Below are 26,903 nucleotides of genomic sequence, written 5' to 3' on the forward strand. Positions count from 1 at the left end.
TCACGACGCGCTCCCGGAGGTGGTGCCGGCACCGGAGCCCGACTGGAGCAGGCGCTCGACGTACTTCGCGAGCACGTCCACCTCGAGGTTCACCCGGTCGCCCGGGACGAGCCCGCCGAGGATCGTCGCTTCGAGCGTCGTCGGGATGAGGGAGACGCCGAACGTCTCGTCGTCCACCCGCGTCACCGTCAGCGACACCCCGCTCACCGCGATCGAGCCCTTCTCCGCGACGTACCGCGTCAAGCCCGCAGGCGCCGAGAACACCAGGTCGTCCCAGCGCTCGCCCGGGTCGCGGCTCACCAGCGTCCCCACACCGTCCACGTGCCCCTGCACCACGTGACCCCCCAGCCGCGCATCCGCCCGCACCGCACGCTCCAGGTTCACCGGCGAGCCCACCACGAGGTCGCCCAGGGCGGTCCGGCGCAGCGACTCCGGCATCACGTCCGCCGTGAACGACCCGTCGCCGCCCAGGCCCGTCACCGTCAGGCACACCCCGTTGACCGCGATCGAGTCCCCCGGCGCCGCGTCCGACGTGGCGAGCGGCCCCTCCACCGTGAGCACCGCATCCGCTCCCTCGCCGCCCGGGAACCCGACGTCCCGAACCTTCCCGATCTCCTCCACGATCCCCGTGAACATCAGCCGACCCGTCCTTCCGTGCTCGTCCTGGACACCACCAGCGCGTCGTCCCCGACCCGCCTCACCTCGACCGTGCGGAACCGGTGCGCGTCGGCGATCGTCGCCACGCCCAGCCCGTCCACGACCCGCCGACCGCTCCCCAGCAGCACCGGGGCCACGTACGCGTGCAGCTCGTCCACCACGCCCGCCGCGAGGAATGCCGTCGCGAGCGTCGGGCCGCCCTCCACGAGCACGTGCCGCACCTCGCGCTCCCCGAGCCGTTCCAGCACGTGCCCGACGTCGCGCGTCAGCAGGTGCAGCAGCTCGCCGCCCTCCCCGCGCACGCGCGCCGCCGGCGGGATCCCCCGCAGCCCGACGACGACCCGCAGGGGCTGGTGCGCCGCGAGGGCCTCGGCGCTCGCGGCGTCGTGCGTGCGCACCCGTGCGGTGAGCGCCGGGTCGTCCGTGAGGAGCGTGCCCGTGCCGACGACGATCGCGTCGACCTCGGCGCGCACGCGGTGCGCGTGCTCGCGGGCCGCCGGCCCGGTGATCCAGCGGCTCGTGCCGTCCTCGGCCGCGACGTACCCGTCGAGCGTCGTCGCCGTCTTGAGCGTCACGTACGGCGTACCGCGTCGCACGGACGTCAGCCACACCCGGAGGAGCTCCTCGCCCTCGGCGGCGCGCAGGCCGCGCACGACGCGCACCCCGGCCGCGCGCAGGCGGTGCGCACCACCCGTCGCCACGGGGTTCGGGTCGTCGACGGCGTGCACGACCTCGGCCACCCCCGCGGCCACGAGCGCGTCCGCGCACGGCCCCGTGCGGCCGGTGTGGGCGCACGGCTCGAGCGTCACGACGGCGGTCGCGCCGGTGACGTCGACGCCGCGCGCCCGGGCGTCCGCGAGGGCGGCGGCCTCGGCGTGCGGCGTCCCCGCACCTCGGTGGTATCCCTCGGCGAGGACCGGCCGCGGGTGCGGGTCCACCGAGTCGGGCGCGGCGCCGTCGGGCAGGGCAGGGCCGTGCGGGGCGGGCCCCAGCAGGACGCAGCCGACCCGGGGGTTGGGTCCGTGCGCGGGTCCGCGTCCCGCGAGCTCGAGCGCGCGCGTCATCGCGGCGTCGATCGTCAGGGTCCTGGGGTGCTCGCCCATCGTCCTCCTCCCGGGCACGCGTGCTCCGGGGTGAGGGCGGGCGGCGGGGTCAGGCCTGGACGGGCCCGACGGCGTCGCTCACCACGGCGAGGCCGTCGCCGTCACGGACGGGTGCTCCGACGGGTCGCCGGAGCACCACGCCCAGGCGTGGCCGCGCCGCACGTGCTTCCTCCCATCCGGACTGTCACCGTCGGTCCTGGAGTTCCACCAGGTCAACCGCGCGTGGGCGCGGGTCGCGGACTGTCACCGCCGGCTCGGAATTGCACCGACCCCGGAGCACGTTCGTGCGTACTGCTGCTTCCAACCGAGCATGCTACTCGCGCATTCCCCGGGGCCTGCCTGTCCGCCTGCCGAGCAGACGTGACCGAACGACCCCTCCCCTCCGTGCTGTGTGGTGACCGGCCTCGGTAGGTCGGGGTCGTCATGACCGCTTGGCACACTATTTTTGTCGCTACGAGAGAGGGAGCCCGAGGTGCGGGCTCCCTCTCGGCCGGTCGTCAGTGTGCGTGCGCCGACGCCTCCGCCAGCTCGCGCAGCGCCTGGATCTCACCCGGCACGCTCTCCGCCCCGTACACCGCCGACCCGGCGACGAAGACGTTGGCCCCCGCGTCGGCCGCCCGCTCGATGGTCGTGCGCGACACTCCCCCGTCGACCTGGATCCACACGTCCAGCCCGGACTCGCTCACGGCCTCGCGCGCCCGTCGGATCTTCGGGAGGGTCCCGTCGATGAACGACTGCCCGCCGAAGCCCGGCTCGACCGTCATGACGAGGATCATGTCGACCTCCGCCAGGAGGTCCAGGAAGGGCTCCACGGGCGTCGCAGGGCGCAGCGCGAGGCCTGCACGGGACCCGAGGCGCCGGAGCTCGCGTGCGAGCCGCACAGGGGCGGCAGCGGCCTCGGCGTGGAACGTCACCGACGCGGCACCCGCCTCCGCGTACGCCGGCGCCCAGCGGTCCGGGTCCTCGATCATGAGGTGCGCGTCGATCGGCACCGGCGACACCTGCGCCAGGCGCTCGAACACCGGCAGCCCGAGCGTGAGGTTCGGCACGAAGTGGTTGTCCATGACGTCGACGTGCGCGTAGTCCGCCGTCGAGATGGCGTTCAGGTCGCGCTCGAGGTTCGCGAAGTCGGCGGACAGGATGCTCGGTGCGATGAGGGCTGCCATGGCTCCAGCCTAGGGTGCCTCCGCCCGCCCCCGACGCTCGTAGGCTCGTCCCGTGAGCAGCCTCCCCTCCCCCGGCACCCGACGCCCACCTGCGCCGACAGGGCCGACAGGGCCGAAAGGGCCGACACCGGTCCCCGCGGGCGTCCGGGTGCGCGCCGCCACGCGGGCCGACCTCGGCCGCGTCGCCGCGATCGCCGCGCCGTTCGTCCGCGACACGTGCGTGACGTTCGAGGAGGAGGTCTGGGACGTCCCCGCGTGGGAGCGCAAGCTCGACGACGTCACCGCTCGCGGCCTGCCGTTCCTCGTCGCCGAGGTCGACGGGCCGCCAGGTCCGGACGGCACGGGCCACCCGGTGGTCGCTGGCTACGCCTACGCGTCCGCATGGCGCCCGAAGCCCGCGTACCGACACACCGCCGAGGACACGATCTACCTCGACCCCGACCACACCGGGCACGGGATCGGCACCGCGCTGCTGGGCGCGCTGCTCGACGCGTGCGTCTCCGCAGGCGTCCGGCAGGTCGTCTCGGTCGTCGCCGACGTCCCCGAGGCGGCGGGCTCGCTCCCCCTCCACCGGCGCTTCGGCTTCGTCGAGACCGGCCGCCTCACCGCCGTCGGCTTCAAGCACGGCCGCTGGGTCGACACGATCCTGCTCCAGCGCTCCCTCTGACCCGGCGACGAGACCCTCACAGCCCGCCCGACGCGCCGAGGTAGAGGCGTGGTCGTGCCGTCGGGCACGACCAGGGCTCTACCTCGGCGAGCCGGGATCAGGCGAGGATGCCTCGGCGGAGGTCGGTGGTGCGCTGCTCGACGGTGCGCCAGGCGTGGCGGCTCACGCCGGGGTGGGCGTCGCGGTCGACGTCCGCGAGCGCCGCGAGGAGTGCGTCGAGGGTCTGGACGACGGCGCGCTGGGCGCGGCGTCGGGGCAGGCCCCAGGCGGTGCCTTCGGTGACGAGGTGGTCGGCGGTGAGGCGGTCCATGTCGCGTTCTCCGGCGACGTCCATGGCGAAGACGCGGGAGGCGTGGTCGTGGTGGAGGTGCATGGAGACGTCGTAGGCGGGGGCGAGGCGGACGGTGCCGTCGGCGTGGCGGAGGACGGAGATGTTCTTGGCGTGGGCGTCGGTGTTGCCGAGGGCGAGGTTGAAGGTGGTGAGGGCGAGGAGGGGGTCGGGGCGGGTGCCGTCGTCGCGGAGGGTGCGGGCGATGGCGGCGAGGGAAGGGAAGCGGCGTCCGTGCTGGAACTTGCGTTCGGGGTCGCGGGTGTTGATGCCGAGGGCCTGGGCGGCGTCTTCCTGGTGGAGGCGGGCGGTGCCGCTGGGTTCGCGGGGGTCGGGGATGCGGTCGTAGCGGGTGACGACGATGGCGCGTTCGCCGTCGAACTCGGTGACGTGCGCGTCGACGGTGGTGAGGCCGACGCGGCGGGCGAGGTCGAGGGCGGCGGCTTCGGTGTTAACGAGGTCGGCGGTGGGTGAGTCGGAGGGGCGGGCGACCTTGAGGATGTGGGTGGTGGGGGCGGATCCGTGGGGGCGGGCCCAGCCGTGCTCGTCGTGGAGGAGGGTGATCTTGGGTTCCATGCCGGGCAGGGAGCTGGTGAGGTGCTTGCTTCGTCCGACGCCGCCGAATCGCGCGACGCCTTCTCGAAGGAGCCTGGCGACCGCGGCGTCGTCGAGCCGTTCGGCGGGAACGGATCGATGGCCGGCTTGGCCTGGAGGGCGCAGCTCTACGGCCCCGATGGTGTCGCCTGCGTACGCCGTGAAGAACGAGAGGTGGTCCTCGGGGTCGACGGCGGCTTCCATGGCCATCTGGTCGCGGGCGCGGCCCTCGGGCATGAGCCCGTCGAGCCATGCGGTGGCCCGGGCGGGGTGTGGTGGTTCGTCGGGTTCCATCGGGAGGAGGTGGGACAGCGTTCGCGCGCCGATCCCCCACCGTTCGTAGGCCTCGTCTGTCCATGTGAGGTCGACGCGATCGTCTCGTCGTCGCGTGAAGCGCCCGGCGTGAGTCCCGTAGAGCCAGAGGTCGAGCTCCTCGGCCCGTCTCACGATCGGTCCTCGAGGCGGAGGGAGATGTCGAGGTGGTCGAGGACCTCGAAGAGCCGGGTGATGTAGAGGTTGTCGACGCCGTTCTCGAGCTCGGAGAGATACTGGCGAGTGATTCCGAGGTCGTCGGCGAGCTCCGCCTGAGTGATGCCCTGCGCTCGCCGTACCCTGCGGACGGCCGCGCCGATGTCGCGCGCGCTCCGGGCGCCCGTCCAGTGTCCTGTCATCGCGTCTTCCCTCCTGCCAGCGAACTATGTCCGACTATCATGACACGGACTTCCGCCGAATATCCTGACAAAGGCACTGTGGCCTGGTCAGATGCGACGGAGGAGCGTGAGGTGCATGGCGTCGGTGCCGTGGACGTGCGGCCAGAGCTGGACGTCCTGGCGGTCGCCGAGCTCGATCGCGTCGCGCGCCTCGGGGCGCACGACGTCGCGCACGACGGCCGGGGCGTCGAGGACCTCGACGTCGTCGCGGCGGCGGAGCACGTCGGCGACGACGACCTGGGTCTCGGCGAGGTGGGGCGAGCACGTGACGTACCCGACCACTCCCCCGGGCCGGACGGCGTCGAGCGCGGAGTCGAGGAGCTCGCGCTGGAGCCCGGTGAGGGTCGCGAGGTCCGCCGGGGTGCGCCGCCACCGGGACTCGGGACGACGGCGCAGCGCACCGAGGCCGGTGCAGGGGGCGTCGAGGAGCACGCGGTCGTACGCACCCGGCTCGTCCTGCCCGACGGCGCGCCCGTCACCCGTGCGCACGGCCTCCACGGCGTCCGCGGGCACAGCGGCGAGCGCGTTCTCCACGAGGCGTGCGCGGTGCGGCTGGACCTCGTTGGCGACGAGGCGTGCCCCGCGCTCGGCCGCGAGCGCCGCGAGGAGCGCGGCCTTGCCGCCGGGGCCGGCGCACAGGTCGAGCCAGCGCGCGTCGTCGCCGGTGGAGCCGGGCTGCGGTCCGGTGAGCGGTGCGGCGGCGAGCGCGAGCGCGACGAGCTGGCTGCCCTCGTCCTGGACGCCGGCGCGGCCGTCGCGCACGGCGCCGAACGCGGCGGGGTCGCCGCCCTCGAGGCGCAGCGCGGTGGGGGCCCAGCGCGAGGGCGTGACGCGGTCGTCGCCGTCGGCCAGCTCGTCGGGGTCGGCGAGGCCGGGACGGGCGACGAGCGTGACGCGGGGGGCGTCGTTGTCGGCGGCGAGGAGGGCGTCGAGCTCGGCGACGGGGCGCCCGTTGCCGGCGAGGGCGTCGCGCAGGGCGCGGGCGATCCACACGGGGTGGCTCTGGGTGGCCGCGAGCGCCGCGAGGGCGTCCGGGGCGTCGTCGGCGATGGTGGTGAGCCAGTCGTCGAGGGGGGTGCGGGCGACGCGGCGCAGGACGGCGTTGACGAGCTGGGCGCTGCCGGCGCCGGTGCGCTCCCGGGCCAGGCCGACGGTCTCGGACACGGCGGCGTGCTGGGGCACGCGCATGCCGAGGAGCTGGTGCGCGCCGAGCCGCAGGACGTCGAGCACGGGCGGGTCGAGGCGCTCGAGGGGGCGGTCGAGGCACAGCGCGAGGATCGCGTCGTAGCGCCCGCGCAGGCGCAGGGTGCCGTAGGCGAGCTCGGTGGCGAACCCCGCGTCGCGGCCGCGGATGCCGCGCTCGCGCAGCAGCGGGGGCAGGACGAGGTTGGCGTAGGCGTCGGAGCCGTCGACCTGCCGCAGGACGTCGTAGGCGACGGCGCGGGCGGGGTCGGTGCCCTTGCGGCGCTGGGAGGGTGCGTGCGCGCTGCGGGACGTCTCGCCCCGGGAGCGGGCGGCGCCGCGCTGGCGCCCGCGGGCGTCGCGGCGATCGTCGGCACGGCGGTCATGGCCACCGGCGGACCGGTTCGAACGGTCGTTCGAGCCGTCGAGCTCGGCCTCTCCGCGCGCGCTCGAACGCGCGTTCGACTCGCGGTCGTCCCGCGCGGATCCGCTCGCCCGATCGTTCGAACGTGCGTTCGATCCCCTGGTCGACGGCCGGCGGTCCATGGCGTCGCGGTCGCGGTCCGCGGGCGTGCCGCCGCTCATCGGGCGACCTCCGCGCCGAGCACGAGCTCTTCGGGGAGGCGTGCCCCGCGCGCCCAGTCGGCGGCGGGCATCTGCTTCTTGCCGACGGGCGCGACGTCCCCGAGCCGGACGGCGTGCGTCGCGGTGCCGACGAGCACCTCCTTCTTCCCGGCGCGCACCTGCCCGGGGGCGAGGTCCGTGACGTCGGGGCGCGGCGTCACCGGGCCGAGGCCGAGGCGGGCGCGCGCGCCGTCGGGACCGGGGACCGTGGTCCAGGAGCCCGGCGCCGGCGTGCAGCCGCGCACGAGGCGGTCGACCGCGAGCGCCGGGTGGTCCCAGCGCACCTCCGCGTCGGCGGGCGTGAGCTTCGCGGCGTGGGAGACGCCGTCGGCGGGCTGGGGCTGCGGGCGCAGGGTCCCGTCCTCGAGCGCGTCGAGCGTCGCGACGAGCAGGCCCGCGCCGGACACGGCGAGGCGGCCGAGGAGGTCCCCGGCGGTGTCGCGGGGACGGATGGTCTCGGTCGTCGTGCCGAGCGTGGGGCCGGAGTCCAGGCCCTCCTCGATGAGGAACGTCGTGGCGCCGGTGACCTCGTCCCCGGCGATGATCGCGCGCTGCACGGGCGCGGCGCCGCGCCAGGCCGGCAGGACGGAGAAGTGCAGGTTGACCCACCCGTGCCGCGGCACGGCGAGCACGTCGGGGCGCAGGATCCCCCCGTACGCGACGACGGGTGCCGCGTCGACGTCGAGCTCCGCGAGGCGCGCGAGGAACTCCTCGCCGCGGGGGCGGTCGGTGATCACGGGGATCCCGGCCTCCGCCGCGCGCACGCGGACGGGGCTCGGGGTCAGGCGCCGTCCCCGGCCCGACGGCGCGTCGGCGCGCGTGAGGACGGCGACGACGTCGTGGCGGGAGTCGAGGAGGGCGTCGAGGGACGGGACCGCGGTATCCGGGGTCCCGGCGAACAGCAGGCGCATGGGCCCGAGTCTAGGTCGCGCGGCGCTCCCGCCCGCGCGGTCGGGAGCCGCGCTACCCGAGCGCGGGAGTCTCCTCGTGCCCTGGTCCGCCCACCGTCCGCGCGCCGAGCGGCACGTCCAGGGGGACGTCCACCCGGCGCGAGATCGCCGCCTCGGTGCACACGGACCCCTCCTCCGGTCGCCGGACGACCACCCGCACGGTGATCTCGACCGCGTCGTCGCTCTCGACGACGTCGACGCCCGCGTACTCCTCGCAGGCGGCGCCGTGCTCGACCACGATCGGCAGCACGTCCCCCGCGAGGTCCGCGTCCGGAGCGACGTGCCACCGTGCGGTCGCGCTCGGCGCGCCGTCGGAGCAGGCCGCGAGCGCCGCCACCACGAGCAGCGCGGACGCCATGAGGGCCGGTCGCCGAGCGGGGAGCACGGCTCTCATCCCAGCAGACGCCGCGCACCCGCGGAAGGGTCGGCGCCCGTCAGCCCAGGGACCCCGGTCGACCACCTCCGGCCCGCGCGGTGCGGGACGCGCCACGGACGCCCGCGGCGACCGTCACCGCGCGACGGGCACGCCGAGGTCACGCAGGGTGGCGCGCAGGCCGGGCGTGCCGTCGAAGAGGTGCGTGCGCAGGCCGAGCCGGGCCGCGGCGTCGATGTTCGCGGGACTGTCGTCGGTGAAGAGCGTGCGCGCCGGGTCGAGGCCGAACCGGTCGACCGCGAGCGCGAAGATCGCGGGATCGGGCTTGGCGAGACCCTCGCGCCCGGAGACGAGGACGTCCTCCATGAGGGTCGTGGCCGGGGCGGCGGGCCCGGCGTGGGGGTACAGCTCGGCGGACCAGTTCGTCAGCCCGTAGAGGCGCAGCCCGAGGTCGCGCAGCTCGCGCACCAGCTCCTCGGAGCCCTCCACGGGGCCGGTGAGCGTCGCGGGGAACTCCGCGACGTAGCGGTCCAGGAGCGCCACGTGGTGCGGGTGGGACGCCGCGACGGCGGCGCGCGCGTCCGCCCACGTGGCCCCGGCGTCGCGCTCGTGGTTGAGGACCCGGAAGTCGACGTCGGCGAAGAACGCGTCGACCACCTCCCGCTCCAGCCCGGCGTACGCGCCGTACGGGTCCCAGCCCACCAGCACGTTGCCGAAGTCGTACAGCACGGCGTCGACCGCGCGCTCGGGGGTGCCGCCGGTCGGCGCGGGGTGGTGAGTCGTCACAGAATCTCCTTCGGGTCGAGCTCCACCCGCACGCTACCCGGCTCCCGGCGCGCCGACCGCACCGCGAGGGACGCGGCGAGCTCACGCGCGAGCCGCCGGCCGTCGCGCACGGGCACCCGCACGACGGCGCGCACGGGTGGGGCGTCCAGCATCCCCGGCCCCGGGCCGTCGACGGCCCCGCTCCCTGGGCCGCCCGCCCCCGGCGCCCGCCCGCGCGGCGGGGGCGCGGGCACCTCCACGGGACCGAGGACGGCGTCGGGCCGCGCCAGCTCCACCCGCCCCAGCAGCGCCGCGACGGCCGGGCGGTCCCCCGTCACCGCCGCCACCCGGACGGCGGGCGGCAGGGACAGCTCGGCCCGCTCGTCGAGCTCCCGGTCCGCGAGGAGCGCCGGGTCCCAGCGCACGAGCGCGTTGGTCGGCGCCGGGGCGGCGTCGCCGACGAGCAGCACCTGCCCGCCCGCGGTCGCCGGACGTACGAGCGCCGCCGCGGCGAGCCAGCGCGCGAGCGCGTCCTGCGCGACGTCCAGCCCGACGTGCGCGGTGCTCACGGCGGCGTCGAGCAGGAGCGCCGCCGCGTACCCGCCCTCGGCGACCGGCTCCGCACCCGGCGTCGCGACGACGAGCGCCGGTCGGGACGACACCGCGCCCAGCACGCCGCCCGCCGCGGCCGCGCCGGACACCTGCACGGGCACGCCCGCGAACGCGCGTCCCAGCTCCTCCGCCGTGCGCTGCGACCCCACGCGCACCGACCGCAGCCCCGTCCAGTGGCACTCCGCGCACGACCACCCGCCCGCGAGCGCCCCGCACCACGCGCACTGCGGCGTCGCCTGCGGGCCGGACAGCGCGAGCGGGCCGTGGCACACGGTGCAGCGCGCCGGCGTGCGGCAGCGCCCGCACGCGACGACGGGCACGTACCCGGAGCGGGGCACCTGCACCAGCACCGGCCCCTGCTCGAGCGCGGAGCGAGCCGCGCGCCACGCCGCGGTCGGGATGCGGGCCGCGGCGCCCGGGCCCTCGGCGGCGAGCTCCACGGAGGTCAGGGCGCGGACCCGGGGCGCCCGTGCCCGCACGACGTCGCGCGGCGCCGCCAGGTCGTGCGCCCAGCCCCGGGTCACGAGCGCGTGCGCCGCGACCGTGCGGCCGTGCGAACCGAGGAGGAACGCGGCACCCTCCTGGTCGCTGCGCAGCGCGAGCACCTCGCGCGCGTGCGGGTAGGGGGCACGCGGCTCGGCGAGCGTGTCCTCGCCGTCGTTCCAGCACACCACGAGACCGAGGTCCGCCACCGGGGCGAACGCCGCCGCCCTGGTCCCCACGACGACCCGCGCCCGGCCGTGCAGCACCGCGAGGAAGCCACGGTACCGGGGCGCCGGTCCCTCGTCCGCGGTGAGGCGCACCACCTCACCCCCGGTCGCGGCGTCCCACGGGGGCAGCCCCGCGGCGTCCAGGGCGGCGCAGACCTGGTCCACGTCCCGCGCGTCAGGCACGACGACGAGCGCCCCCCGGCCGCCCGACCGGGCCGCGCGCACCGCCTCCGCGACGGCCGCGGCCCAGTGCGTCACGGGCAGCGGGTCCGCCGCCCGGCGCACCCGCGCGGCACCCTTCCCGCGCTCGACCGGCCCCGGCACCGAGGCAGGAGGGGCGGGCGGCGCGAGGCCCGGCAGCGCGGTCCACACCGCCCGCGGCGCGCCCCCGCCCGCGACGTGCGCGAGGAACGCCGCGCCGGCGCGGTACGGGGCCCACACGGACCCGCCGGACACCGCACCGGACCCTGCGGCCTCTGACGGGGCGGGGTGTGCCGCGCCGGACTCGCCCACCGGCGTCGTGCCCCCCGCGGCGCCGCTCCCGGGTGCCGCGGCGACGGCGGCCGCGAGCGCCTGCTCGGCGCGCGCGTGCCGGGGCGGGACGGCGAGGCGGAGCACGTCCGACAGAGTGCCCGCGTAGTGGTCGGCGACCGAGCGCGCGAGCCGCGCCACGGCCGGCGAGAGCACCGGCTCCGGCGAGACGACCCGGCGCAGCGGCAGCAGGCGGCCGTCGTGGTCGGAGCGCTCGGTCCGCTCCAGGACGTACCCGTCGACGTCGCGTCCGGCGAACCGCACCTTGACCCGCACGCCGGGCTGCGCGTCGTCGGACATCGTGGCGGGCACGAGGTAGTCGAACGCGCGGTCCAGGTGCGGGGGCGCCAGGTCGAGCGCCAGGCGCGCGACGGGCAGGTGCCCCGCGACCTGCTGGGACGCCGGGACGGCCGGGCGCCGTGCCGCGGGCGCCGAGACGCCCGGCAGGGTGTCCTGCACCGCCTGCGCCGTGTCCTCGGGCTCGCTCACGACGTCATCGAACCACGCGCCGCCGTCACGACCGGGCGGGCGGGCGGCACCTCGCCGAGCGCGCGGACGCTCGGGCACGCCAGCAGGTCGACCGGCAGGCGAGCCGGCGCGGCCGTGCGAAGCCGGGCCGGGCTCGTCACACCTGGGACTGCAGGTCCGCGACGCGGTCCGTGCGCTCCCACGTGAACTGGTCCAGCTCGCGCCCGAAGTGCCCGTACGCGGCCGTCGCGGCGTAGATGGGGCGCAGCAGGTCCAGGTCGCGGATGATCGCCGCGGGCCGCAGGTCGAACACCTCGCGGATCGCGGCCGTGATGCGCTCGACCGGCACCTTCTCCGTGCCGAACGTCTCCACGTACAGGCCCACGGGGTGCGCCTTGCCGATCGCGTACGCGACCTGCACCTCGCAGCGGCGCGCGAGGCCCGCCGCGACGACGTTCTTCGCGACCGAGCGCGTCGCGTAGGCGGCCGAGCGGTCCACCTTCGACGGGTCCTTGCCGGAGAAGGCGCCGCCGCCGTGGCGGGCCATGCCGCCGTAGGTGTCCACGATGATCTTGCGGCCCGTCAGGCCGGCGTCGCCCTGCGGGCCGCCGACGACGAAGGTCCCGGTGGGGTTGACGAACAACCGGGTCGCGCGCGTGTCGAGGTCGACGCCCGCGGCCTCGAGGACCGGCGCGACCACGTCGTCCGCGACCAGCCGGTGCAGCGCGTCCTGGCGCACGTCCGGGTCGTGCTGCGTGGACAGGACGACGGTGTCGAGCGTGACCGCACGGTCGCCGTCGTACCCGATGGTGACCTGCGTCTTGCCGTCCGGGCGCAGGCCCGGCACCGTCCCGTCGCGGCGCACGAGCGCGAGACGCTCCGCGAGGCGGTGCGCGAGCCAGACCGGCAGCGGCATGAGGCTCGGCGTGTCGTCGCTCGCGTACCCGAACATCAGGCCCTGGTCGCCCGCGCCCTGCGCGTCGAGCGGGTCGTGGTCGCGCTGGTCGTCGCGCTCCTCGAGGCTCTTGTCGACGCCCTGCGCGATGTCGGGCGACTGCTGCCCGATCGACACGGAGATGCCGCACGAGTCCGCGTCGAAGCCGATCGCGGACGACGTGTACCCGATGCGGCGCACGACGTCGCGCACGATCTGCGGGATCTCGACGTACGCGTCCGTGGTCACCTCGCCCGCGACGTGCACGAGGCCCGTGGTGACCATGGTCTCGACCGCCACGCGGGACGTCGGGTCCTGCGTCAGGAGCGCGTCGAGGATGGAGTCGGAGATCTGGTCGCAGACCTTGTCCGGGTGCCCCTCGGTGACGGACTCGGACGTGAACAGACGCAGATCAGCCATGCCGCACAGCCTACTGTCCCGAGGCGTGGGCGCGGGCATCCGGTAGGCGAGACGAGACGCGGGTCACTCGACCCGTGCGACCCCGTCGCCCGCCGTCGCCGCGGCCACCCGGCCCGCGACGACGTCCCACACGGCGTCCGCCACCGCGCGCTTCGTGCCCCCCGCCGTCGCGACGACGTCGCCGGACCCGTCCACGACGGTCACGTCGTTCGCGTCGACGCCGAACCCGAGGCTCTCGCCCACCGCGTTCACGACGAGCAGGTCCGCGCCCTTGCGGCGCGCCTTCGCCCGGCCGTGGTCGAGCACCGAGCCGTCCGCGTCGCCCGTCTCGGCCGCGAACCCCACGACGACCTGGCCGGCGCGCAGCCGGTCGTGCGCGAGCTCGGCGAGCACGTCCGGGTTCTCGACGAGCGCGATCGGCTCCGGCCCGCGGCCCGGCACCTTCTTGATCTTCGCCCCGGGCGCGTGCGCCGGGCGGAAGTCCGCGACCGCAGCGGCCATCACGACGACGTCCGCCGACGCCGCCGCGGCGCGCACCGCGTCGCGCAGCTGGGCCGTCGTCTCGACACCGACCACGTCGTCCAGGCCGGCGTCCCGCACCAGCGCGGCGACGTCCGGGGCCAGGTTCGCCGCGACGAGCGTCACGTGGGCGCCCCGCGCCCGCGCCGCCCGCGCGAGCTCGACCCCCTGGCGCCCGCTGGACCGGTTGCCGATGAAGCGGACCGGGTCGATCGGCTCGCGCGTTCCGCCCGCGGAGACCACGACCCGGCGACCCGCGAGGTCGCGCGCCGGCGCCGGTTCCCCGCTGGCGCCCGCCTCGTCGTCGGCGCCCTCCGCGACGGCCAGGGCGACGCGCGCGATCTCGTCGGGCTCGGGCAGGCGCCCCGGGCCCGTGTCGGCACCCGTCAGACGGCCCGACGCCGGCTCGATCACGTGCACGCCGCGCTCGCGCAGCGTGGCCACGTTCGCGCGCGTGGCCGGGTGCTCCCACATCTCGGTGTGCATCGCGGGCGCCATCACGACCGGGCAGCGCGCGGTCAGCAGCGTCGAGGTCAGCAGGTCGTCCGCCCGGCCCGACGCCGCCCGCGCGAGCAGGTCCGCGGTCGCGGGCGCCACGACCACCAGGTCGGCGCCCTGGCCCAGCGCGACGTGCGGCACGTGCTCCACGTCCTCGAACACCTGGTCCGTCGCGGGCTCGCCCGACAGCGCCTCCCACGTGGGCGCGCCCACGAACCGCAGCGCCGACGCCGTGGGCACCACGCGCACCCGATGCCCTCGCTCGCGCAGCAGCCGCAACAGCAGCACGGCCTTGTACGCCGCGACCCCGCCGCTCACCCCGAGCACGATCCGCATGTCGCTCCTCCCGCCGGTCCCGCTCGAACTCCGCGTCCACCCCGGGGGCGGACGGCCGTGGACGCACGAACGCCGCGCCCTCGTCGTGAGGGGCGCGGCGTACGGGCTCAGGCCTCGTCGGCCTCGTCGGGCTCGGCCTCGATCGTCAGCAGGCCCGCGTTGATCTCGCGCATCGCGATCGACAGCGGCTTCTCCTGGTTGCGCGTCTCGAGCAGCGGCCCGACGTTCTCCAGCAGGCCCTCGCTGAGCTGCGAGTAGTACGCGTTGATCTGGCGCGCGCGCTTGGCCGAGTAGATGACGAGCGCGTACTTCGAGTCGACGTGCTCCAGCAGGTCGTCGATCGGCGGGTCGGTGATGCCCTCGGGGGCGGCGACGGTTCCGGACACAGTTCGCTCCGTGGGTTCAAGGGTCTGCAGCCGACGGCTGCAGCTGGTCGATGGCGGCGGCGCGCCGACCGCTCCGTCCGGGGCCGGGCGGCGCGGCCCCGGGCAGTCGCCGGGTCCGCGGACCGGGCCTGCGGCCCACCGGGGAGCGGGCCCGCGCGCGGGCACCGCAGGACAGTCTACTCGGTGTGCTGCTGAGTGTGCTGCTGAGTGTGCTGCTCGGTGCGCTCGGGCGGCGCGGGATCCGCCGACCGCGCGGCGTCGCCCGTCCCGCCCACGACGGGCCGGGGCTCGAGCCCCATGACGCGCACGAGCTCGTCCGTCGCGCGGTGCACCTCGTCGTTGACGATGACGTGGTCGAACTCCGACTCCGCCGCGAGCTCGACCCGCGCCGTCGTGAGCCGACGCTCGCGCTCCTCCGCGTCCTCCGTGCCGCGGCCGACGAGCCGGCGCACCAGCTCGTCCCAGCTCGGCGGGGCGAGGAACACGAAGCGCGCCTCGGGCATCGAGGCCCGCACCTGGCGGGCGCCCTGGAGGTCGATCTCCAGGAGCGCCGGCACGCCCGCGGCGAGCTTCTCCTCGACCGCACGCCGGGGCGTGCCGTAGCTGTTGCGACCGTGCACCACCGCCCACTCGAGCAGCTCCCGGTCCGCGACCATGCGGGCGAACTCGTCGGCGCCGACGAACAGGTAGTGGACGCCGTCCACCTCCCCCGGCCGCGGGTCGCGCGTCGTGGCGGACACGGACAGCCACACCTCCGGGTACCGGGCCCGGATGTCCGCCGACACCGTCCCCTTCCCCACGGCGGTCGGACCGGCAAGGACGGTCAGGCGGGCGGGGCCGGGTGAGACCACCGACGCCGACGTCCCCTCGGCGGGGGCGTGCGGCGTCGGGTCGGACGGGTGCGCGGAAATGTCAGCCAAACCTCTCGATGAGGGCCGCGGACTGGTGGGGGCCGAGGCCGCGGACACGACGTGTCTCGGCGATCCCGATCTCCTCCATGATCGCCCGAGCCTTCACCTTACCCACGCCGGGCAGGGACTCCAGCAACGAGACCACCTTGAGCTTGCCGATCATGTCGTCCGTCTGCCCGCGCTCGATGACCTCCTTCAGGGAGCCCTGGGAGTACTTGAGCCTGTTCTTCACCTCGGCGCGCACGCGTCGGGCCTCTGCGGCCTTCTCGAGCGCCGCCGCGCGCTGTTCTGGGGTCAGGGGTGGAAGTGCCACGCAAGTCACCTACTCGTCGTCAGGCGGATGGGCCCACTCAGTCGTCCCGGCGTGCCCCGACGAGGAGCCCTAATCGGGTGAATCACCCGGGCGACCTGCGCCGACGCACGGAGCCGACCCCTCGAAAGTAGCGAGCCTCGACCGATCGGGCAACGACTGGGCAGGGCGCGTCGCGCGCCGTCGGCGCAGCGAGGGGCGTCGTGAGGTGACCGAGGGGGACCGTCAGGACGCCACGAGGCGCGCGACGAGCGCGTCGCGCACGGCCGTGGTCACCCCGCACGCGACGAGGTAGCCGTCCACGCTCCCGTGCTCGCGGGCGGCGAGCTCCCACGCCGCCTCGAGGTACTCCGGCTCCACCGTGAGGACCGGGGCCAGCGCGTCCGGGGACAGGCCCGGGATGGGCGGGACGAGCGCGGCGAGTCCACCCACGGCCGACCGGCTCGCGAGGTACTCCGCCAGGCGGTCCTCCTCCCCGACGCCCGCGACGTACTGGGCGAGGGCGACCACCCACCCGGTGCGGTCCTTGCCCGCCGAGCAGTGCACGACCGCGGCGCCGTCCGACGACGCGACCTCGCCGAGCACGCGCCCGACCGTCGCGCGGATGCCCGGGTCCTGGACGAACGTCGCGTACACGCCGTGCATCATGCGGCGCGCGACCGCGGTCGGGTCGTCCGCCGCCAGCAGGCCCGCGATCAGCGCCGCGGGGTCGGCCGACGCTCCCCCGCCGCCCCCGGCCTGCAGGCCCTGCGCGGGGTCCATGCCGCGGCGCAGCACCCGCACGCCGCCCGGCACCGCGTCCGCACCGTCGCGCTCGAGCTCGTCGTCCCCGCGCAGGTCGAGGACCGTCGTCACCCCGAGGTCGGAGAGCGCCGCCTGGCCCGCCGGGGTCAGGCGCGACAGGCTCGCCGTCCGCAGCAGGACGCCGGTGCGCAGGGGCTCGTCGTGGCCGACCGGGACCGCCCGGCCTCCGACGTCGCGCGCGTTCCACGTGCCCGGCACGTCCAGCGCGCCCGGCACGGCCGCGCCCTCGGGTGCGGGGACGGCGGCAGCCGCCTCCGTGGGCGTGCCGGAGCCGCGCGGGCCCGCGTCGTGGGACGTGTCGTGGGAGGTCATGGGCGCAGTCTCGCACGGCACGACGACGACCAGCGTGCCCGGACCCTCGCCGACCACGTCCCGGAACGACGGCGGGGCCGGCACCCGCAGGTGCCGGCCCCGTCGCCCGGGTCGGTCTCTCAGCCGCGCAGGGCCTGCGCCGCCTCGTCCGTGGCCGCTCGCGCCGCGGCGCGCAGGGCGTCGGCGTCCGGTCCGGCACGCAGGACGCCGCGCGAGGAGGACGCGAGCACCTGGCGCCGCGCGTCCCCGAACACGGCGGCGAGCTCGGCCGCTCCCGCGCCCTGCGCACCCACGCCGGGGGCCAGGAGCGGGCCCCGCACCGCCGCGAGGTCCGTGCCGGTGCGGGCCGCGGCGTCGGCGATGGTCGCACCGACGACGAGCCCGACCGGTCCGAGCGCGTCGCCCGACTCGACGACGGGCGCGTTGAGCCGCGCGGCCTCGCGCGCCACGTGCGCCGCGACCGACTCCACGTCGGCCCCGGCGCCGCGGCGCGCGTGCTGCACCTCGGCCCCCTCAGGGTTCGAGGTGAGGCACAGCACGAACAGCCCGCGCCCGGTCTCCAGGGCGGCGTCCACCGCGGGCTGGAGCGAACCGAAGCCGAGGTACGGCGAGACCGTCAGCGCGTCCGCCGCCAGCGGGGAGCCGTCGCGCAGGTACGCGTCGGCGTAGGCGGCCATGGTCGAGCCGATGTCGCCGCGCTTGGCGTCCATGATCGCGAGCGTGCCCGCCGCACGGGCCGCCGCGAGGACCTCCTCGAGCGCCGCGACGCCGCGCGACCCGTGCCGCTCGAAGAACGCCGACTGCGGCTTCACCGCGGCGACGCGCCCGCCGACCGCCTCGACGACCCGCAGCCCGAACTCGCGCAGCCCCGCGGCGTCGTCGGTGAGGCCCCAGTCCGCGAGCAGGCCGGGGTGCGGGTCGATCCCGACGCACAGCGGCCCGTGATCGTCCGTCGCGGCAGCGAGCCGTGCGCCGAAGCCCGCGTTCACGCGCCCACCCGCTCCGCGGCGGCGGGCAGCGTGACGCCGGCCGTCAGGCCCTCGCCCGCCATGTGCTCCTGGAGGCTGGCCACCGCGAACGGTCCCGCGAGGACCGCCTCGATGCCCTGCACCGCCGCGGCGAGCTGGTCGACGGTCGTCGCGATCGGCTTGTCCGCCGCGGTCGTGGCGGCCCGGATCTCGTAGCCGTCGGCCCGCGCGCCCTGGCCGGACGGGGTGTTGATGACCATGTCCACCTCGCCGGCCGTGATGAGGTCGACGATCGTCGGCTCGCCGTCCGCCCCGCGGCCCGCGGAGAACTTGCGCACCACGCGCGACGCGATGCCGTTGCGGCGCAGCACGCTCGACGTGCCGTCCGTCGCGAGGATCTCGAACCCGAGCTCCGCGAGGCGCTTGACCGGGAAGACGATCGAGCGCTTGTCGCGGTCCGCGACCGAGACGAACACGCGGCCCGACGTCGGCAGCCCGCCGAACGCGGCGGCCTGCGACTTGGCGAACGCGTGCGGGAAGTCACGGTCGAAGCCCATGACCTCGCCCGTCGAGCGCATCTCCGGGCCGAGCACCGTGTCCACGACGACGCCGTCCGCGGTGCGGAAGCGCTTGAACGGCAGGACCGCCTCCTTGACCGCGATCGGCGCGTCGAGCGGCAGGGTGCCGCCGTCGCCGTCGGCGGGCAGCACGCCCGCGGCCCGCAGCTCGGCGATCGACTCGCCGGCCATGACGCGCGCCGCAGCCTTCGCGAGCGACGTGCCCGTCGCCTTCGAGACGAACGGCACCGTGCGCGACGCGCGCGGGTTGGCCTCCAGGACGTACAGCACGTCGGAGACGAGCGCGTACTGCACGTTGAGCAGGCCGCGCACCCCGACGCCCTGGGCGATGGCCTCGGTCGAGCGGCGGATGCGCTCGATCTCCTGCTCCGAGAGGGACACGGGCGGCAGGACGCACGCCGAGTCGCCGGAGTGGATGCCCGCCTCCTCGATGTGCTCCATCACGCCGCCGAGGAACAGCTCGGTGCCGTCGTAGAGCGCGTCGACGTCGATCTCCATCGCGTCGTCGAGGAAGCGGTCGATGAGCAGCGGCGCGGGCAGCGTGCCTGCCGTGCGGTCCTCGGCGGCGGCCGCGGCGAGCGCACGCTCGACGTAGCCCGTGAGCTGCTCGGCCGAGTAGACGATCTCCATGCCGCGACCACCGAGCACGTAGGACGGGCGCACGAGCACCGGGTAGCCGATGCCGGCCGCGACGTCCTTCGCCTCGTCGAGCGACCGCGCCGTGCCGAACGCCGGGGCGGGCAGGCCCGCCTCGACGAGCACGCGGCCGAACTCCCCGCGGTCCTCGGCGGCGTCGATCGCCTCGGGGCTCGTGCCGAGGATCGGCAGGCCCGCGTCTGCGAGGCGCTGCGCGAGCGCGAGCGGCGTCTGCCCGCCGAGCTGCACGATGATGCCCTTGACCGGCCCCGCGGCGAGCTCGGCCTGGTAGACCTCGAGCACGTCCTCGAACGTGAGCGGCTCGAAGTAGAGACGGTCGGACGTGTCGTAGTCGGTCGAGACCGTCTCCGGGTTGCAGTTGACCATGACCGTCTCGTAGCGCTCGCGCAGCGTGAGCGCCGCGTGCACGCACGAGTAGTCGAACTCGATGCCCTGGCCGATGCGGTTGGGGCCCGAACCGAGGATGATCACGGCCTCGCGCTCGCGCGGTGCGACCTCGGTCTCCAGGTCGTAGGACGAGTAGTGGTACGGCGTGCGGGCGGCGAACTCGGCCGCGCACGTGTCGACCGTCTTGTAGACGGGGCGCACGCCGAGCGCGTAGCGCACCTCGCGCACGGTCGCCTCGCCGGCGGGGCCCATGCCGCGCAGGCGCGCGACCTGCGCGTCGGACAGGCCGTGCTTCTTCGCCTCGCGCAGCACGTCCTCCGTGAGCGCGGGCGCGTCGGCGACGGCCGCCGCCACCTCGTTGACCAGCTGGATCTGGTCGAGGTACCACGGGTCGATCTTCGTGGCCTCGAACACCTGCTCCACGCTCGCCCCGGCGCGCAGCGCCTGCTGGACGCCGATGATCCGGTTCTCCGTGGGGCGCGCGATGCGCACCAGGAGCTCGTCGAGGTCCGCGCCCGAGACGGGCTCGCCGTCCCAGTGGAACACCGAGCCGCCCTTGTCGATCGAGCGCAGCGCCTTGCCGAGCGCCTCGGTGAAGTTGCGCCCGAGCGCCATGGCCTCGCCGACGGACTTCATGGTCGTCGTGAGCGTCGGGTCGGCGGCCGGGAACTTCTCGAACGCGAAGCGCGGCACCTTGACGACGACGTAGTCGAGCGTCGGCTCGAACGAGGCCGGCGTGACCTGCGTGATGTCGTTGGGGATCTCGTCGAGCGTGTAGCCGACGGCGAGCTTCGCCGCGATCTTCGCGATGGGGAACCCGGTCGCCTTGGACGCGAGCGCCGACGAGCGCGAGACGCGCGGGTTCATCTCGATGACGATGACGCGGCCCGTGTCCGGGTCGACGGCGAACTGGATGTTGCAGCCGCCCGTGTCGACGCCGACCTCGCGGATCACGGCGATGCCGATGTCGCGCAGCTTCTGGTACTCGCGGTCCGTGAGCGTGAGCGACGGCGCGACCGTGATCGAGTCGCCCGTGTGCACGCCGACGGGGTCGACGTTCTCGATCGAGCACACGACCACGACGTTGTCGTGCTTGTCGCGCATGAGCTCGAGCTCGTACTCCTTCCAGCCGAGGATCGACTCCTCGAGGAGCACCTCGGTCACCGGGGAGTAGTGCAGGCCCTGCCCGACGATGCGGCGCAGCTCCTCCTCGTCGTACGCGAAGCCCGAGCCGAGGCCGCCCATCGTGAACGACGGGCGCACGACCATCGGGTAGCCGAGGTCGCCCGCGGCCGCGACGGCCTCGTCGACCGTGTGGACGATGACCGAGCGCGCCGACTCGCCGCCGCACTTCTCGACGACGTCCTTGAACTGCTGGCGGTCCTCGCCCTTCTGGATCGCCTCGATGTTCGCGCCGATGAGCTCCACGCCGTACTCGGCGAGGACGCCCGCCTCGTCGAGCGCGATCGCCGCGTTGAGCGCGGTCTGCCCGCCGAGCGTGGGCAGGAGCGCGTCGGGGCGCTCCTTGGCGATGATCGAGGTGAGGACCTCGGTCGTGATGGGCTCGACGTAGGTCGCGTCGGCGAACTCGGGATCGGTCATGATCGTGGCCGGGTTCGAGTTCACGAGGACGACCCGCAGGCCCTCCTCCTTGAGCACGCGGCACGCCTGGGTGCCGGAGTAGTCGAACTCGCACGCCTGGCCGATGACGATCGGGCCGGACCCGATGACCAGGACGCTGGAGATGTCGGTTCTGCGAGGCACGGTCAGCTCTCCTTGGTGTTCTGGTCGGCGGCTGCGGAGCTCTGGGCGCGGCGGGACGCCATGAGCTCGACGAAGCGGTCGAAGAGGTACGCGGCGTCGTGGGGGCCGGCCGCGGCCTCGGGGTGGTACTGGACGGAGAAGGCGGGCAGGTCGAGGCACTCGAGCCCCTCGACCACCTGGTCGTTGAGCCCGACGTGGGACACGACGACGCGCCCGTAGCGGCCGCCGTCGTGCGGGGCGACGGACTCGCCGTCCAGCGGCGCGTCCACGGCGAACCCGTGGTTGTGCGCGGTGACCTCGACCTTGCCGGTCCGGCGGTCCATGACGGGCTGGTTGATGCCGCGGTGGCCGTACGCGAGCTTGTACGTGCCGTAGCCGAGGGCGCGCCCGAGGATCTGGTTGCCGAAGCAGATGCCGAAGAACGGGGTGCCGCGGTCCAGGACGCCGCGCAGCAGCTCGACCTCGTGCGTCGCCGCCCCGGGGTCGCCCGGGCCGTTGGAGAAGAACACGCCGTCGGGCGCGTACGCCTCGACGTCCTCGATCGTCGACGCGGCGGGGACCACGTGCACGCGCACGCCGCGCTGGGCGAGGCGCTGCGGCGTCATCGACTTGATGCCGAGGTCGACGGCGACGACGGTGGCGACGGGCTCGCCGTCCGGCGTCGTGCCTTCGAAGGGCTCGACGACGTACGCCGTGTCCGTGCTCACCTCGCGCGCGAGGTCGGCACCGGCCATCGCGGGCGCCGCCTTCACCTCGGCGACGAGGTCCTCCACGGTGCGCGGGTAGCCGTCGCGCACGAGCGCGTCGCCGGAGAAGATGCCGGCGCGCATCACGCCGAGCTCGCGCAGGTGGCGCGTGAGGGCGCGCGTGTCGACGTCGCTGATGCCGACGACGCCCTGCGCGGCGAGCTCCTCGTCCAGGGTGCGCTGCGCGCGCCAGCTCGACGCGCGGCGGGCCGCGTCGCGCACGACGTACCCGGCGACCCAGATCTTGCCCGACTCGGGGTCCTCGTCGTTGACGCCGGTGTTCCCGATGTGGGGCGCCGTCATGACGACGATCTGCCGGTGGTAGGAGGGATCGGTGAGCGTCTCCTGGTAGCCGGTCATGCCGGTGTTGAAGACGATCTCGCCGACCGTGGTGCCGCGCGCGCCGTAGGCGCGCCCGGTCTGCACGGTCCCGTCCTCGAGGACGATCAGGGCCCGGTCGGCGGGCGGCGCGGTCGCTGAGGTCAGGGTGGTCGCTGTGTTCACTGGGGCGGTCACGGTGCTTCCTCGTCGTTCTCGTCGGTGCCGGGGGCCGCGCTCTCGCGCGTCGGCGCCGGGTCTGCGGGGTCTGCGGGGGCGGCGCCGCTCGGCGCCCCGGGTCGTCGCTCGTGCGTGCCGGCGGCGACGGGTTCGTCGCGGTCGGCGTCGGCTCGTCCGGCGAGACCGCGGACGGCCTCCAGGAGGCGCGCGACGTCGTGGTCGTGGCGGGGCAGGAGGCCCGTGTCGAGCCGGACCTCAGGGTTCGCCGGGACCTCGGGCGCGTCGGCAGGGACCGGCTCACCGGGCACGGTCCACGTCACGACGACGATGGCCTCCTTGCCGACGAACTTGCCGGCCATCCCGGGAGTGAGGGCCACGCCCCCGACCGCGGCGGCGGGCACCCACAGGTCCGGGGCGCCGCTGCGCTCGACGAGCAGGCCGCCGTCGTGCACGGTCGCCTGGGCCTGGGACCGGTCGCCGAGCCCGTGGGCCCCGACGCGCGCGAGCCAGTCGCCCGCGAGCGTGCTGGACACGTAGAGCGCGTCGAGCGGCCCGAGCACCACGGCGCCCCGCGCGGCCTCGGCGGGCACCGCCGGGGGCGTCGGGACGACGCCGGCCGAGCGACGCACGAGGCGCCGGCGGCCGACGAGGACGAGCGTCAGGAGGACGACGCCGAGGACGACCCAGATGCCGACCGCGACGGGCTGGGGCAGGTTCACGCCCCCACCCCCTGCGCGTCCGCGGGTGCCGGGACGGGTGCGCCGTCGAGCACGGTCGCGCGCCCCCGCAGGAACGTGGCGACGACGGCGCCGGGCAGCTCGCGGCCCTGGAACGGCGTGTTGGTGCTCGCCGTGACCTGCCCCGCACCGTCGACGACCCGACGCGCGGCCGGGTCGACGAGCGTCACGTTGGCGGGCTCGCCGACCTCGAGCGGGCGGCCCTGGGCGCGCGCGCCGGTGTCGATGCGACCGATGCGCGCGGGCGCGCTCGAGAGCACGCGCGCCACGTCGGCCCACGTGAGTCGGCCGGTGTCGATCATGGTCTGCTGGACGACGCTGAGCGCCGTCTCCAGGCCGGTCATGCCGAACGCGGCCGCCGCCCACTCGCAGTCCTTGTCCTCGCGCGCGTGCGGCGCGTGGTCGGTCGCGACGATGTCGATCGTGCCGTCGGCCAGGCCCTCGCGCACCGCCTCGACGTCCGCGGCCGTGCGCAGCGGCGGGTTGACCTTGAACGTCGGGTCGTAGCCGCGCGCCAGGTCGTCGGTGAGGACGAGGTGGTGCGGCGTGACCTCGGCCGTGACGTCGATCCCGCGGCCCTTGGCCCAGCGCACGATCTCGACCGAGCCCGCGGTGGACAGGTGGCACACGTGCAGGCGCGAGCCCACGTGCTCCGCGAGGAGCACGTCGCGCGCGATGATCGCCTCCTCGGCGACCGCGGGCCAGCCCGCGAGGCCGAGCTCGGCAGAGACGACGCCCTCGTTCATCTGGGCGCCCTCGGTGAGGCGCGGCTCCTGCGCGTGCTGGGCGACGACGCCGTCGAACGCCTTGACGTACTCCAGCGCCCGGCGCATGAGGATCGGGTCGTCGACGCACTTGCCGTCGTCGGAGAACACGCGCACGCGCGCGGCGGAGTCGGCCATCGCGCCGAGCTCGGCGAGCTGCTCGCCGGCGAGGCCGACGGAGACGGCGCCGACCGGGTGCACGTCGACCCAGCCCGCGTCGCGCCCGAGGCGCCACACCTGCTCGACGACGCCGGCCGTGTCCGCGACGGGCGTCGTGTTCGCCATGGCGTGCACGGCGGTGAACCCACCCGCCGCGGCGGCGCGGGTGCCGGACTCGATCGTCTCGGCGTCCTCGCGGCCCGGCTCGCGCAGGTGCGTGTGCAGGTCGACCAGGCCCGGCAGCGCGACGAGGCCGGTCGCGTCGACGACCACCGTCTCGTCGTCCGCGGACCCGGCCCGCGCGGCACCGACCGGCGCGATCTCGGCGATCACGCCGCCGGAGAGCACGAGGTCGACGGGGTCGCCGCCGAGCGGGCGCGCGCCGCGCAGGACGTACGTGGTGGTTGCGGCGCTGCTCACGAGGCGGGGACCCTTTCGACGACGGGAGGCTGGACGGGCGGGTGCGGGACGGCCGTGGCCGGGGCGGCGTCGGTCTCGTCGCTGCCCGCGAGGAGGAGGTAGAGCACGGCCATGCGCACGGCGACGCCGTTCGCGACCTGCTCGACGATGACGGCGCGCGGCGAGTCCGCCGCCTGCGCGGAGATCTCGAGCCCGCGGTTCATCGGGCCGGGGTGCATGACGATCGCGTGCTCGGCGAGCAGCCCGAGGCGCCGGGCGTCGAGCCCGTACTTGCGGCTGTACTCGAGGGGGTTCGGGAAGAACGCTCCCCCGCCGGCACCCGAGCCGCTCATGCGCTCGCGCTGCACGCGCAGCATCATCACGGCGTCCGGGCCGCCGTGCGCGGTGTCGCCGGCGAGGGTCGCGTCGAGGTCGTAGGAGACCGCGCACGGCCACGTCTGGACGCCGACCGGCAGGAGCGTCGGCGGGGCGACGAGCGTCACGCGCGCACCGAGCGTGTGCAGCAGGTGCACGTTGGAGCGCGCGACGCGCGAGTGCAGCACGTCCCCGACGATCGCCACGTGGCGCCCGTCGAGGCCCGCGCCGCGCGCGGCCGCGTCGTCCGGGCCGCTCGCGCCGGGGGCGGTGAGCCCCGTCCCGGACAGGTGGCGGCGCAGCGTGTACGCGTCGAGCAGCGCCTGGGTCGGGTGCTGGTGCGTGCCGTCGCCGGCGTTGAGGACGGCGGCGTCGAGCCAGCCCGCGTGGGCGAGCAGGTGCGGCGCGCCGGACGCCTGGTGCCGCACGACGACCGCGTCCGCGCCCATCGCCTGGAGGGTCAGCGCGGTGTCCTTGAGCGACTCGCCCTTGGACACGCTCGAGCCCTTGGCCGAGAAGTTGATGACGTCGGCCGACAGGCGCTTGGCCGCGGTCTCGAACGAGATGCGGGTGCGCGTCGAGTCCTCGTAGAAGAGGTTGACGACCGTGCGCCCGCGCAGCGTCGGGAGCTTCTTGATCTCGCGCGCCTGCGTCGCGGCCATCTGCGCGGCCGTGTCGAGGATGCGCACCGCGTCGGTGCGGGCGAGGTCCTGGGTGGACAGCAGGTGCCTCATGCGGGGGCCTCCGTCCCGGTGGTGGCGGACCGGATCACGACCGCGTCCGCGGAGGACCCGTCCGCGGGCGCGCCGTCGACCTCGGCGAGGCGCACGCTGACGCGCTCGGACGTCGACGTCGGCAGGTTCTTCCCGACGAAGTCCGGACGGATCGGCAGCTCGCGGTGACCGCGGTCGACGAGTGCCGCGAGCTGCACCGCGCGGGGACGGCCCAGGTCGCTGATCGCGTCGAGCGCGGCCCGGATCGTGCGCCCGGAGTACAGCACGTCGTCGACGAGGACCACGACCTTGCCGTCGATGCCCGACGCGGGCAGGCGCGTCGCGCCGATCGTGCGCGTCGGGTGGCGGTGCAGGTCGTCGCGGTACATCGTCACGTCGAGCTCGCCGACGATGGCGTGCGGGTCCGGCGCGCCGTCTGCGGGCGTCCCCTCGATCGCGGCGAGGCGCTCGGCGAGCCGCGTCGCGAGCGGGACGCCGCGCGTCGGGATCCCGAGGAGGACGAGGTCGTGGGCCCCCTTGTTGCGCTCCACGATCTCGTGGGCGATGCGCGTCAGCGCGCGGGAGATGTCGGCGGCCGTCAGGACGACGGTCCCGGCCTCGGGCGTCGTCTCCGGGGTCGATGGGGGTGGTGTGGGCACAGCAGCGCCAGAGCTCATGTCCGGCGACCTCCTTCCCCGCCTCACGGGACGGGCATTAAAGGATGTCTGACGGTCACCCACCCTACCGCCGCGGGCCGCGGCGGCGGGTACGCGTCCCGCCGGATAAGACGCGGCGTCGGTCACACCTGTGACCGACGCCGCGTCGAGGGTCGCGCCGGCCCGCAGCGGGGCCGTGGAGCGCTCAGGCCGTGATCGTCGGCTTCATCTCGACGATGCGGGCGAGCAGCCCGTTGACGAACGACGGCGAGTCGTCGGTCGACAGGGAGCGCGCGAGGTCGACGGCCTCGTCGATCGCGACGACGTCCGGGACGTCGTCGTTGAAGAGGATCTCCCAGCCGCCGATGCGCAGCAGGGCCCGGTCGACCGCCGGCATCCGCTCGAGCGTCCACCCGTGGGAGTACGTCTCGATCAGCTCGTCGATGCGGTCGCGGTGCGCGAGCACGCCCTCGACGATGTCGACCGCGTACTGCGGCAGGGCGGTCTGCGCGGTGCCGGGGTCGGCGACGCGCTCCGCGAGGAGGGTCGCCGGGTCCACCTGGCGCTGCTCCGCCTCGAAGAGGACGTCGAGCGCGCGCTTGCGCGCCTTGGTGCGTGCGGCCATGTGTGTC

General features: G+C 75.5%; 25 protein-coding genes and 1 riboswitch. Of the genes, 1 reads left to right on the top strand and 24 read right to left on the bottom strand.

The genetic code is table 11. From position 1 onward, the window contains the following. The 3 genes from ABWU78_RS01690 to rpe all read right to left on the bottom strand — a co-directional run bounded on the left by ABWU78_RS01690 (position 1) and on the right by rpe (position 2,926). Positions 1–636 (bottom strand): riboflavin synthase, encoded by a 636-nt coding sequence (locus ABWU78_RS01690; protein ID WP_439157376.1) that lies wholly within the window; start codon positions 634–636, stop codon positions 1–3. Further along, complete coding sequence (gene ribD, locus ABWU78_RS01695) at positions 636–1,760, bottom strand: bifunctional diaminohydroxyphosphoribosylaminopyrimidine deaminase/5-amino-6-(5-phosphoribosylamino)uracil reductase RibD (RefSeq protein WP_439157377.1); 1,125 nt, start codon at positions 1,758–1,760, stop codon at positions 636–638. Before ribD ends, ABWU78_RS01690 begins: the two co-directional genes overlap by 1 nt. Before the next feature lie 159 nt (positions 1,761–1,919). Further along, positions 1,920–2,043, bottom strand: a riboswitch (FMN riboswitch). A gap of 214 nt (positions 2,044–2,257) precedes the next feature. Beyond that, the gene (gene rpe / locus ABWU78_RS01700; protein WP_439157378.1) at positions 2,258–2,926 is read right to left on the bottom strand and encodes a ribulose-phosphate 3-epimerase; all 669 of its coding nucleotides are present in this window, start codon (positions 2,924–2,926) and stop codon (positions 2,258–2,260) included. 148 nt (positions 2,927–3,074) lie between these two features. Here rpe and ABWU78_RS01705 point away from each other — a divergent pair, with 148 nt between their 5' ends. Next, on the top strand, positions 3,075–3,593 hold the full coding sequence (locus ABWU78_RS01705) for a GNAT family N-acetyltransferase (protein ID WP_439157379.1): 519 nt from the start codon (positions 3,075–3,077) through the stop codon (positions 3,591–3,593). 97 nt (positions 3,594–3,690) lie between these two features. Here ABWU78_RS01705 and ABWU78_RS01710 read toward each other — a convergent pair whose 3' ends face one another. The 21 genes from ABWU78_RS01710 to nusB form a co-directional block, all read right to left on the bottom strand. Beyond that, the gene (locus ABWU78_RS01710) at positions 3,691–4,962 is read right to left on the bottom strand and encodes a type II toxin-antitoxin system HipA family toxin (protein WP_439157380.1); all 1,272 of its coding nucleotides are present in this window, start codon (positions 4,960–4,962) and stop codon (positions 3,691–3,693) included. Continuing rightward, a complete protein-coding gene (locus tag ABWU78_RS01715) occupies positions 4,959–5,186 on the bottom strand; it encodes a helix-turn-helix domain-containing protein (protein ID WP_253049387.1) in 228 nt (75 codons plus the stop codon). Before ABWU78_RS01715 ends, ABWU78_RS01710 begins: the two co-directional genes overlap by 4 nt. 87 nt (positions 5,187–5,273) lie before the next feature. Beyond that, positions 5,274–6,992 carry an RsmB/NOP family class I SAM-dependent RNA methyltransferase gene (locus tag ABWU78_RS01720; protein ID WP_439157381.1) on the bottom strand — a complete coding sequence of 573 codons (1,719 nt, stop codon included), beginning with the start codon at positions 6,990–6,992 and terminating at the stop codon, positions 5,274–5,276. Beyond that, positions 6,989–7,942 carry a methionyl-tRNA formyltransferase gene (gene fmt, locus ABWU78_RS01725; protein WP_439157382.1) on the bottom strand — a complete coding sequence of 318 codons (954 nt, stop codon included), beginning with the start codon at positions 7,940–7,942 and terminating at the stop codon, positions 6,989–6,991. The genes ABWU78_RS01720 and fmt overlap by 4 nt, the downstream gene beginning before the upstream one ends. A gap of 52 nt (positions 7,943–7,994) precedes the next feature. Continuing rightward, positions 7,995–8,366, bottom strand: coding sequence for a hypothetical protein (locus ABWU78_RS01730; RefSeq protein WP_253049381.1), 372 nt, complete (start codon positions 8,364–8,366; stop codon positions 7,995–7,997). Between the two features lie 123 nt (positions 8,367–8,489). Continuing rightward, on the bottom strand, positions 8,490–9,140 hold the full coding sequence (locus ABWU78_RS01735) for an HAD family hydrolase (protein ID WP_439157383.1): 651 nt from the start codon (positions 9,138–9,140) through the stop codon (positions 8,490–8,492). Further along, positions 9,137–11,461, bottom strand: coding sequence for a primosomal protein N' (locus ABWU78_RS01740; protein WP_439157384.1), 2,325 nt, complete (start codon positions 11,459–11,461; stop codon positions 9,137–9,139). Before ABWU78_RS01740 ends, ABWU78_RS01735 begins: the two co-directional genes overlap by 4 nt. A 136-nt stretch (positions 11,462–11,597) precedes the next feature. Continuing rightward, complete coding sequence (metK, locus tag ABWU78_RS01745; RefSeq protein WP_439157385.1) at positions 11,598–12,794, bottom strand: methionine adenosyltransferase; 1,197 nt, start codon at positions 12,792–12,794, stop codon at positions 11,598–11,600. A gap of 63 nt (positions 12,795–12,857) precedes the next feature. Then, positions 12,858–14,147 (bottom strand): bifunctional phosphopantothenoylcysteine decarboxylase/phosphopantothenate--cysteine ligase CoaBC, encoded by a 1,290-nt coding sequence (gene coaBC, locus ABWU78_RS01750; protein ID WP_439157386.1) that lies wholly within the window; start codon positions 14,145–14,147, stop codon positions 12,858–12,860. A 107-nt stretch (positions 14,148–14,254) separates the two neighbouring features. Further along, positions 14,255–14,533 (bottom strand): DNA-directed RNA polymerase subunit omega, encoded by a 279-nt coding sequence (rpoZ, locus tag ABWU78_RS01755; RefSeq protein WP_047234226.1) that lies wholly within the window; start codon positions 14,531–14,533, stop codon positions 14,255–14,257. A gap of 176 nt (positions 14,534–14,709) precedes the next feature. After that, on the bottom strand, positions 14,710–15,384 hold the full coding sequence (gmk, locus tag ABWU78_RS01760; protein ID WP_439157417.1) for a guanylate kinase: 675 nt from the start codon (positions 15,382–15,384) through the stop codon (positions 14,710–14,712). A 61-nt stretch (positions 15,385–15,445) separates the two neighbouring features. Next, on the bottom strand, positions 15,446–15,757 hold the full coding sequence (gene mihF, locus ABWU78_RS01765) for an integration host factor, actinobacterial type (RefSeq protein WP_021482878.1): 312 nt from the start codon (positions 15,755–15,757) through the stop codon (positions 15,446–15,448). 222 nt (positions 15,758–15,979) lie between these two features. Beyond that, positions 15,980–16,870 carry a tyrosine-protein phosphatase gene (locus tag ABWU78_RS01770; RefSeq protein ID WP_439157387.1) on the bottom strand — a complete coding sequence of 297 codons (891 nt, stop codon included), beginning with the start codon at positions 16,868–16,870 and terminating at the stop codon, positions 15,980–15,982. A gap of 119 nt (positions 16,871–16,989) precedes the next feature. Beyond that, a complete protein-coding gene (gene pyrF, locus ABWU78_RS01775) occupies positions 16,990–17,859 on the bottom strand; it encodes an orotidine-5'-phosphate decarboxylase (RefSeq protein WP_439157388.1) in 870 nt (289 codons plus the stop codon). Continuing rightward, on the bottom strand, positions 17,856–21,224 hold the full coding sequence (carB, locus tag ABWU78_RS01780) for a carbamoyl-phosphate synthase large subunit (RefSeq protein ID WP_439157389.1): 3,369 nt from the start codon (positions 21,222–21,224) through the stop codon (positions 17,856–17,858). The genes pyrF and carB overlap by 4 nt, the downstream gene beginning before the upstream one ends. Positions 21,225–21,226: 2 nt before the next feature. After that, positions 21,227–22,420 carry a glutamine-hydrolyzing carbamoyl-phosphate synthase small subunit gene (gene carA, locus ABWU78_RS01785; RefSeq protein ID WP_439157418.1) on the bottom strand — a complete coding sequence of 398 codons (1,194 nt, stop codon included), beginning with the start codon at positions 22,418–22,420 and terminating at the stop codon, positions 21,227–21,229. 62 nt (positions 22,421–22,482) lie between these two features. Then, positions 22,483–23,187, bottom strand: coding sequence for a PH-like domain-containing protein (locus tag ABWU78_RS01790; protein WP_439157390.1), 705 nt, complete (start codon positions 23,185–23,187; stop codon positions 22,483–22,485). Beyond that, a complete protein-coding gene (locus ABWU78_RS01795) occupies positions 23,184–24,548 on the bottom strand; it encodes a dihydroorotase (protein ID WP_439157391.1) in 1,365 nt (454 codons plus the stop codon). The genes ABWU78_RS01790 and ABWU78_RS01795 overlap by 4 nt, the downstream gene beginning before the upstream one ends. Further along, positions 24,545–25,636, bottom strand: a complete 1,092-nt coding sequence (locus tag ABWU78_RS01800; RefSeq protein WP_253049358.1) for an aspartate carbamoyltransferase catalytic subunit — start codon at positions 25,634–25,636, stop codon at positions 24,545–24,547. The genes ABWU78_RS01795 and ABWU78_RS01800 overlap by 4 nt, the downstream gene beginning before the upstream one ends. Continuing rightward, positions 25,633–26,292 (bottom strand): bifunctional pyr operon transcriptional regulator/uracil phosphoribosyltransferase PyrR, encoded by a 660-nt coding sequence (pyrR, locus tag ABWU78_RS01805; RefSeq protein ID WP_439157392.1) that lies wholly within the window; start codon positions 26,290–26,292, stop codon positions 25,633–25,635. Before pyrR ends, ABWU78_RS01800 begins: the two co-directional genes overlap by 4 nt. Positions 26,293–26,476: 184 nt before the next feature. Next, entirely contained in the window at positions 26,477–26,896 is a 420-nt protein-coding gene (gene nusB / locus ABWU78_RS01810) for a transcription antitermination factor NusB (protein ID WP_253049354.1), read from the bottom strand. Between the last annotated feature and the right edge of the window lie 7 nt (positions 26,897–26,903).

This window comes from Cellulosimicrobium sp. CpK407 (genome assembly GCF_051844275.1).
In the GTDB taxonomy this organism is placed as follows: domain Bacteria; phylum Actinomycetota; class Actinomycetes; order Actinomycetales; family Cellulomonadaceae; genus Cellulosimicrobium; species Cellulosimicrobium cellulans_G.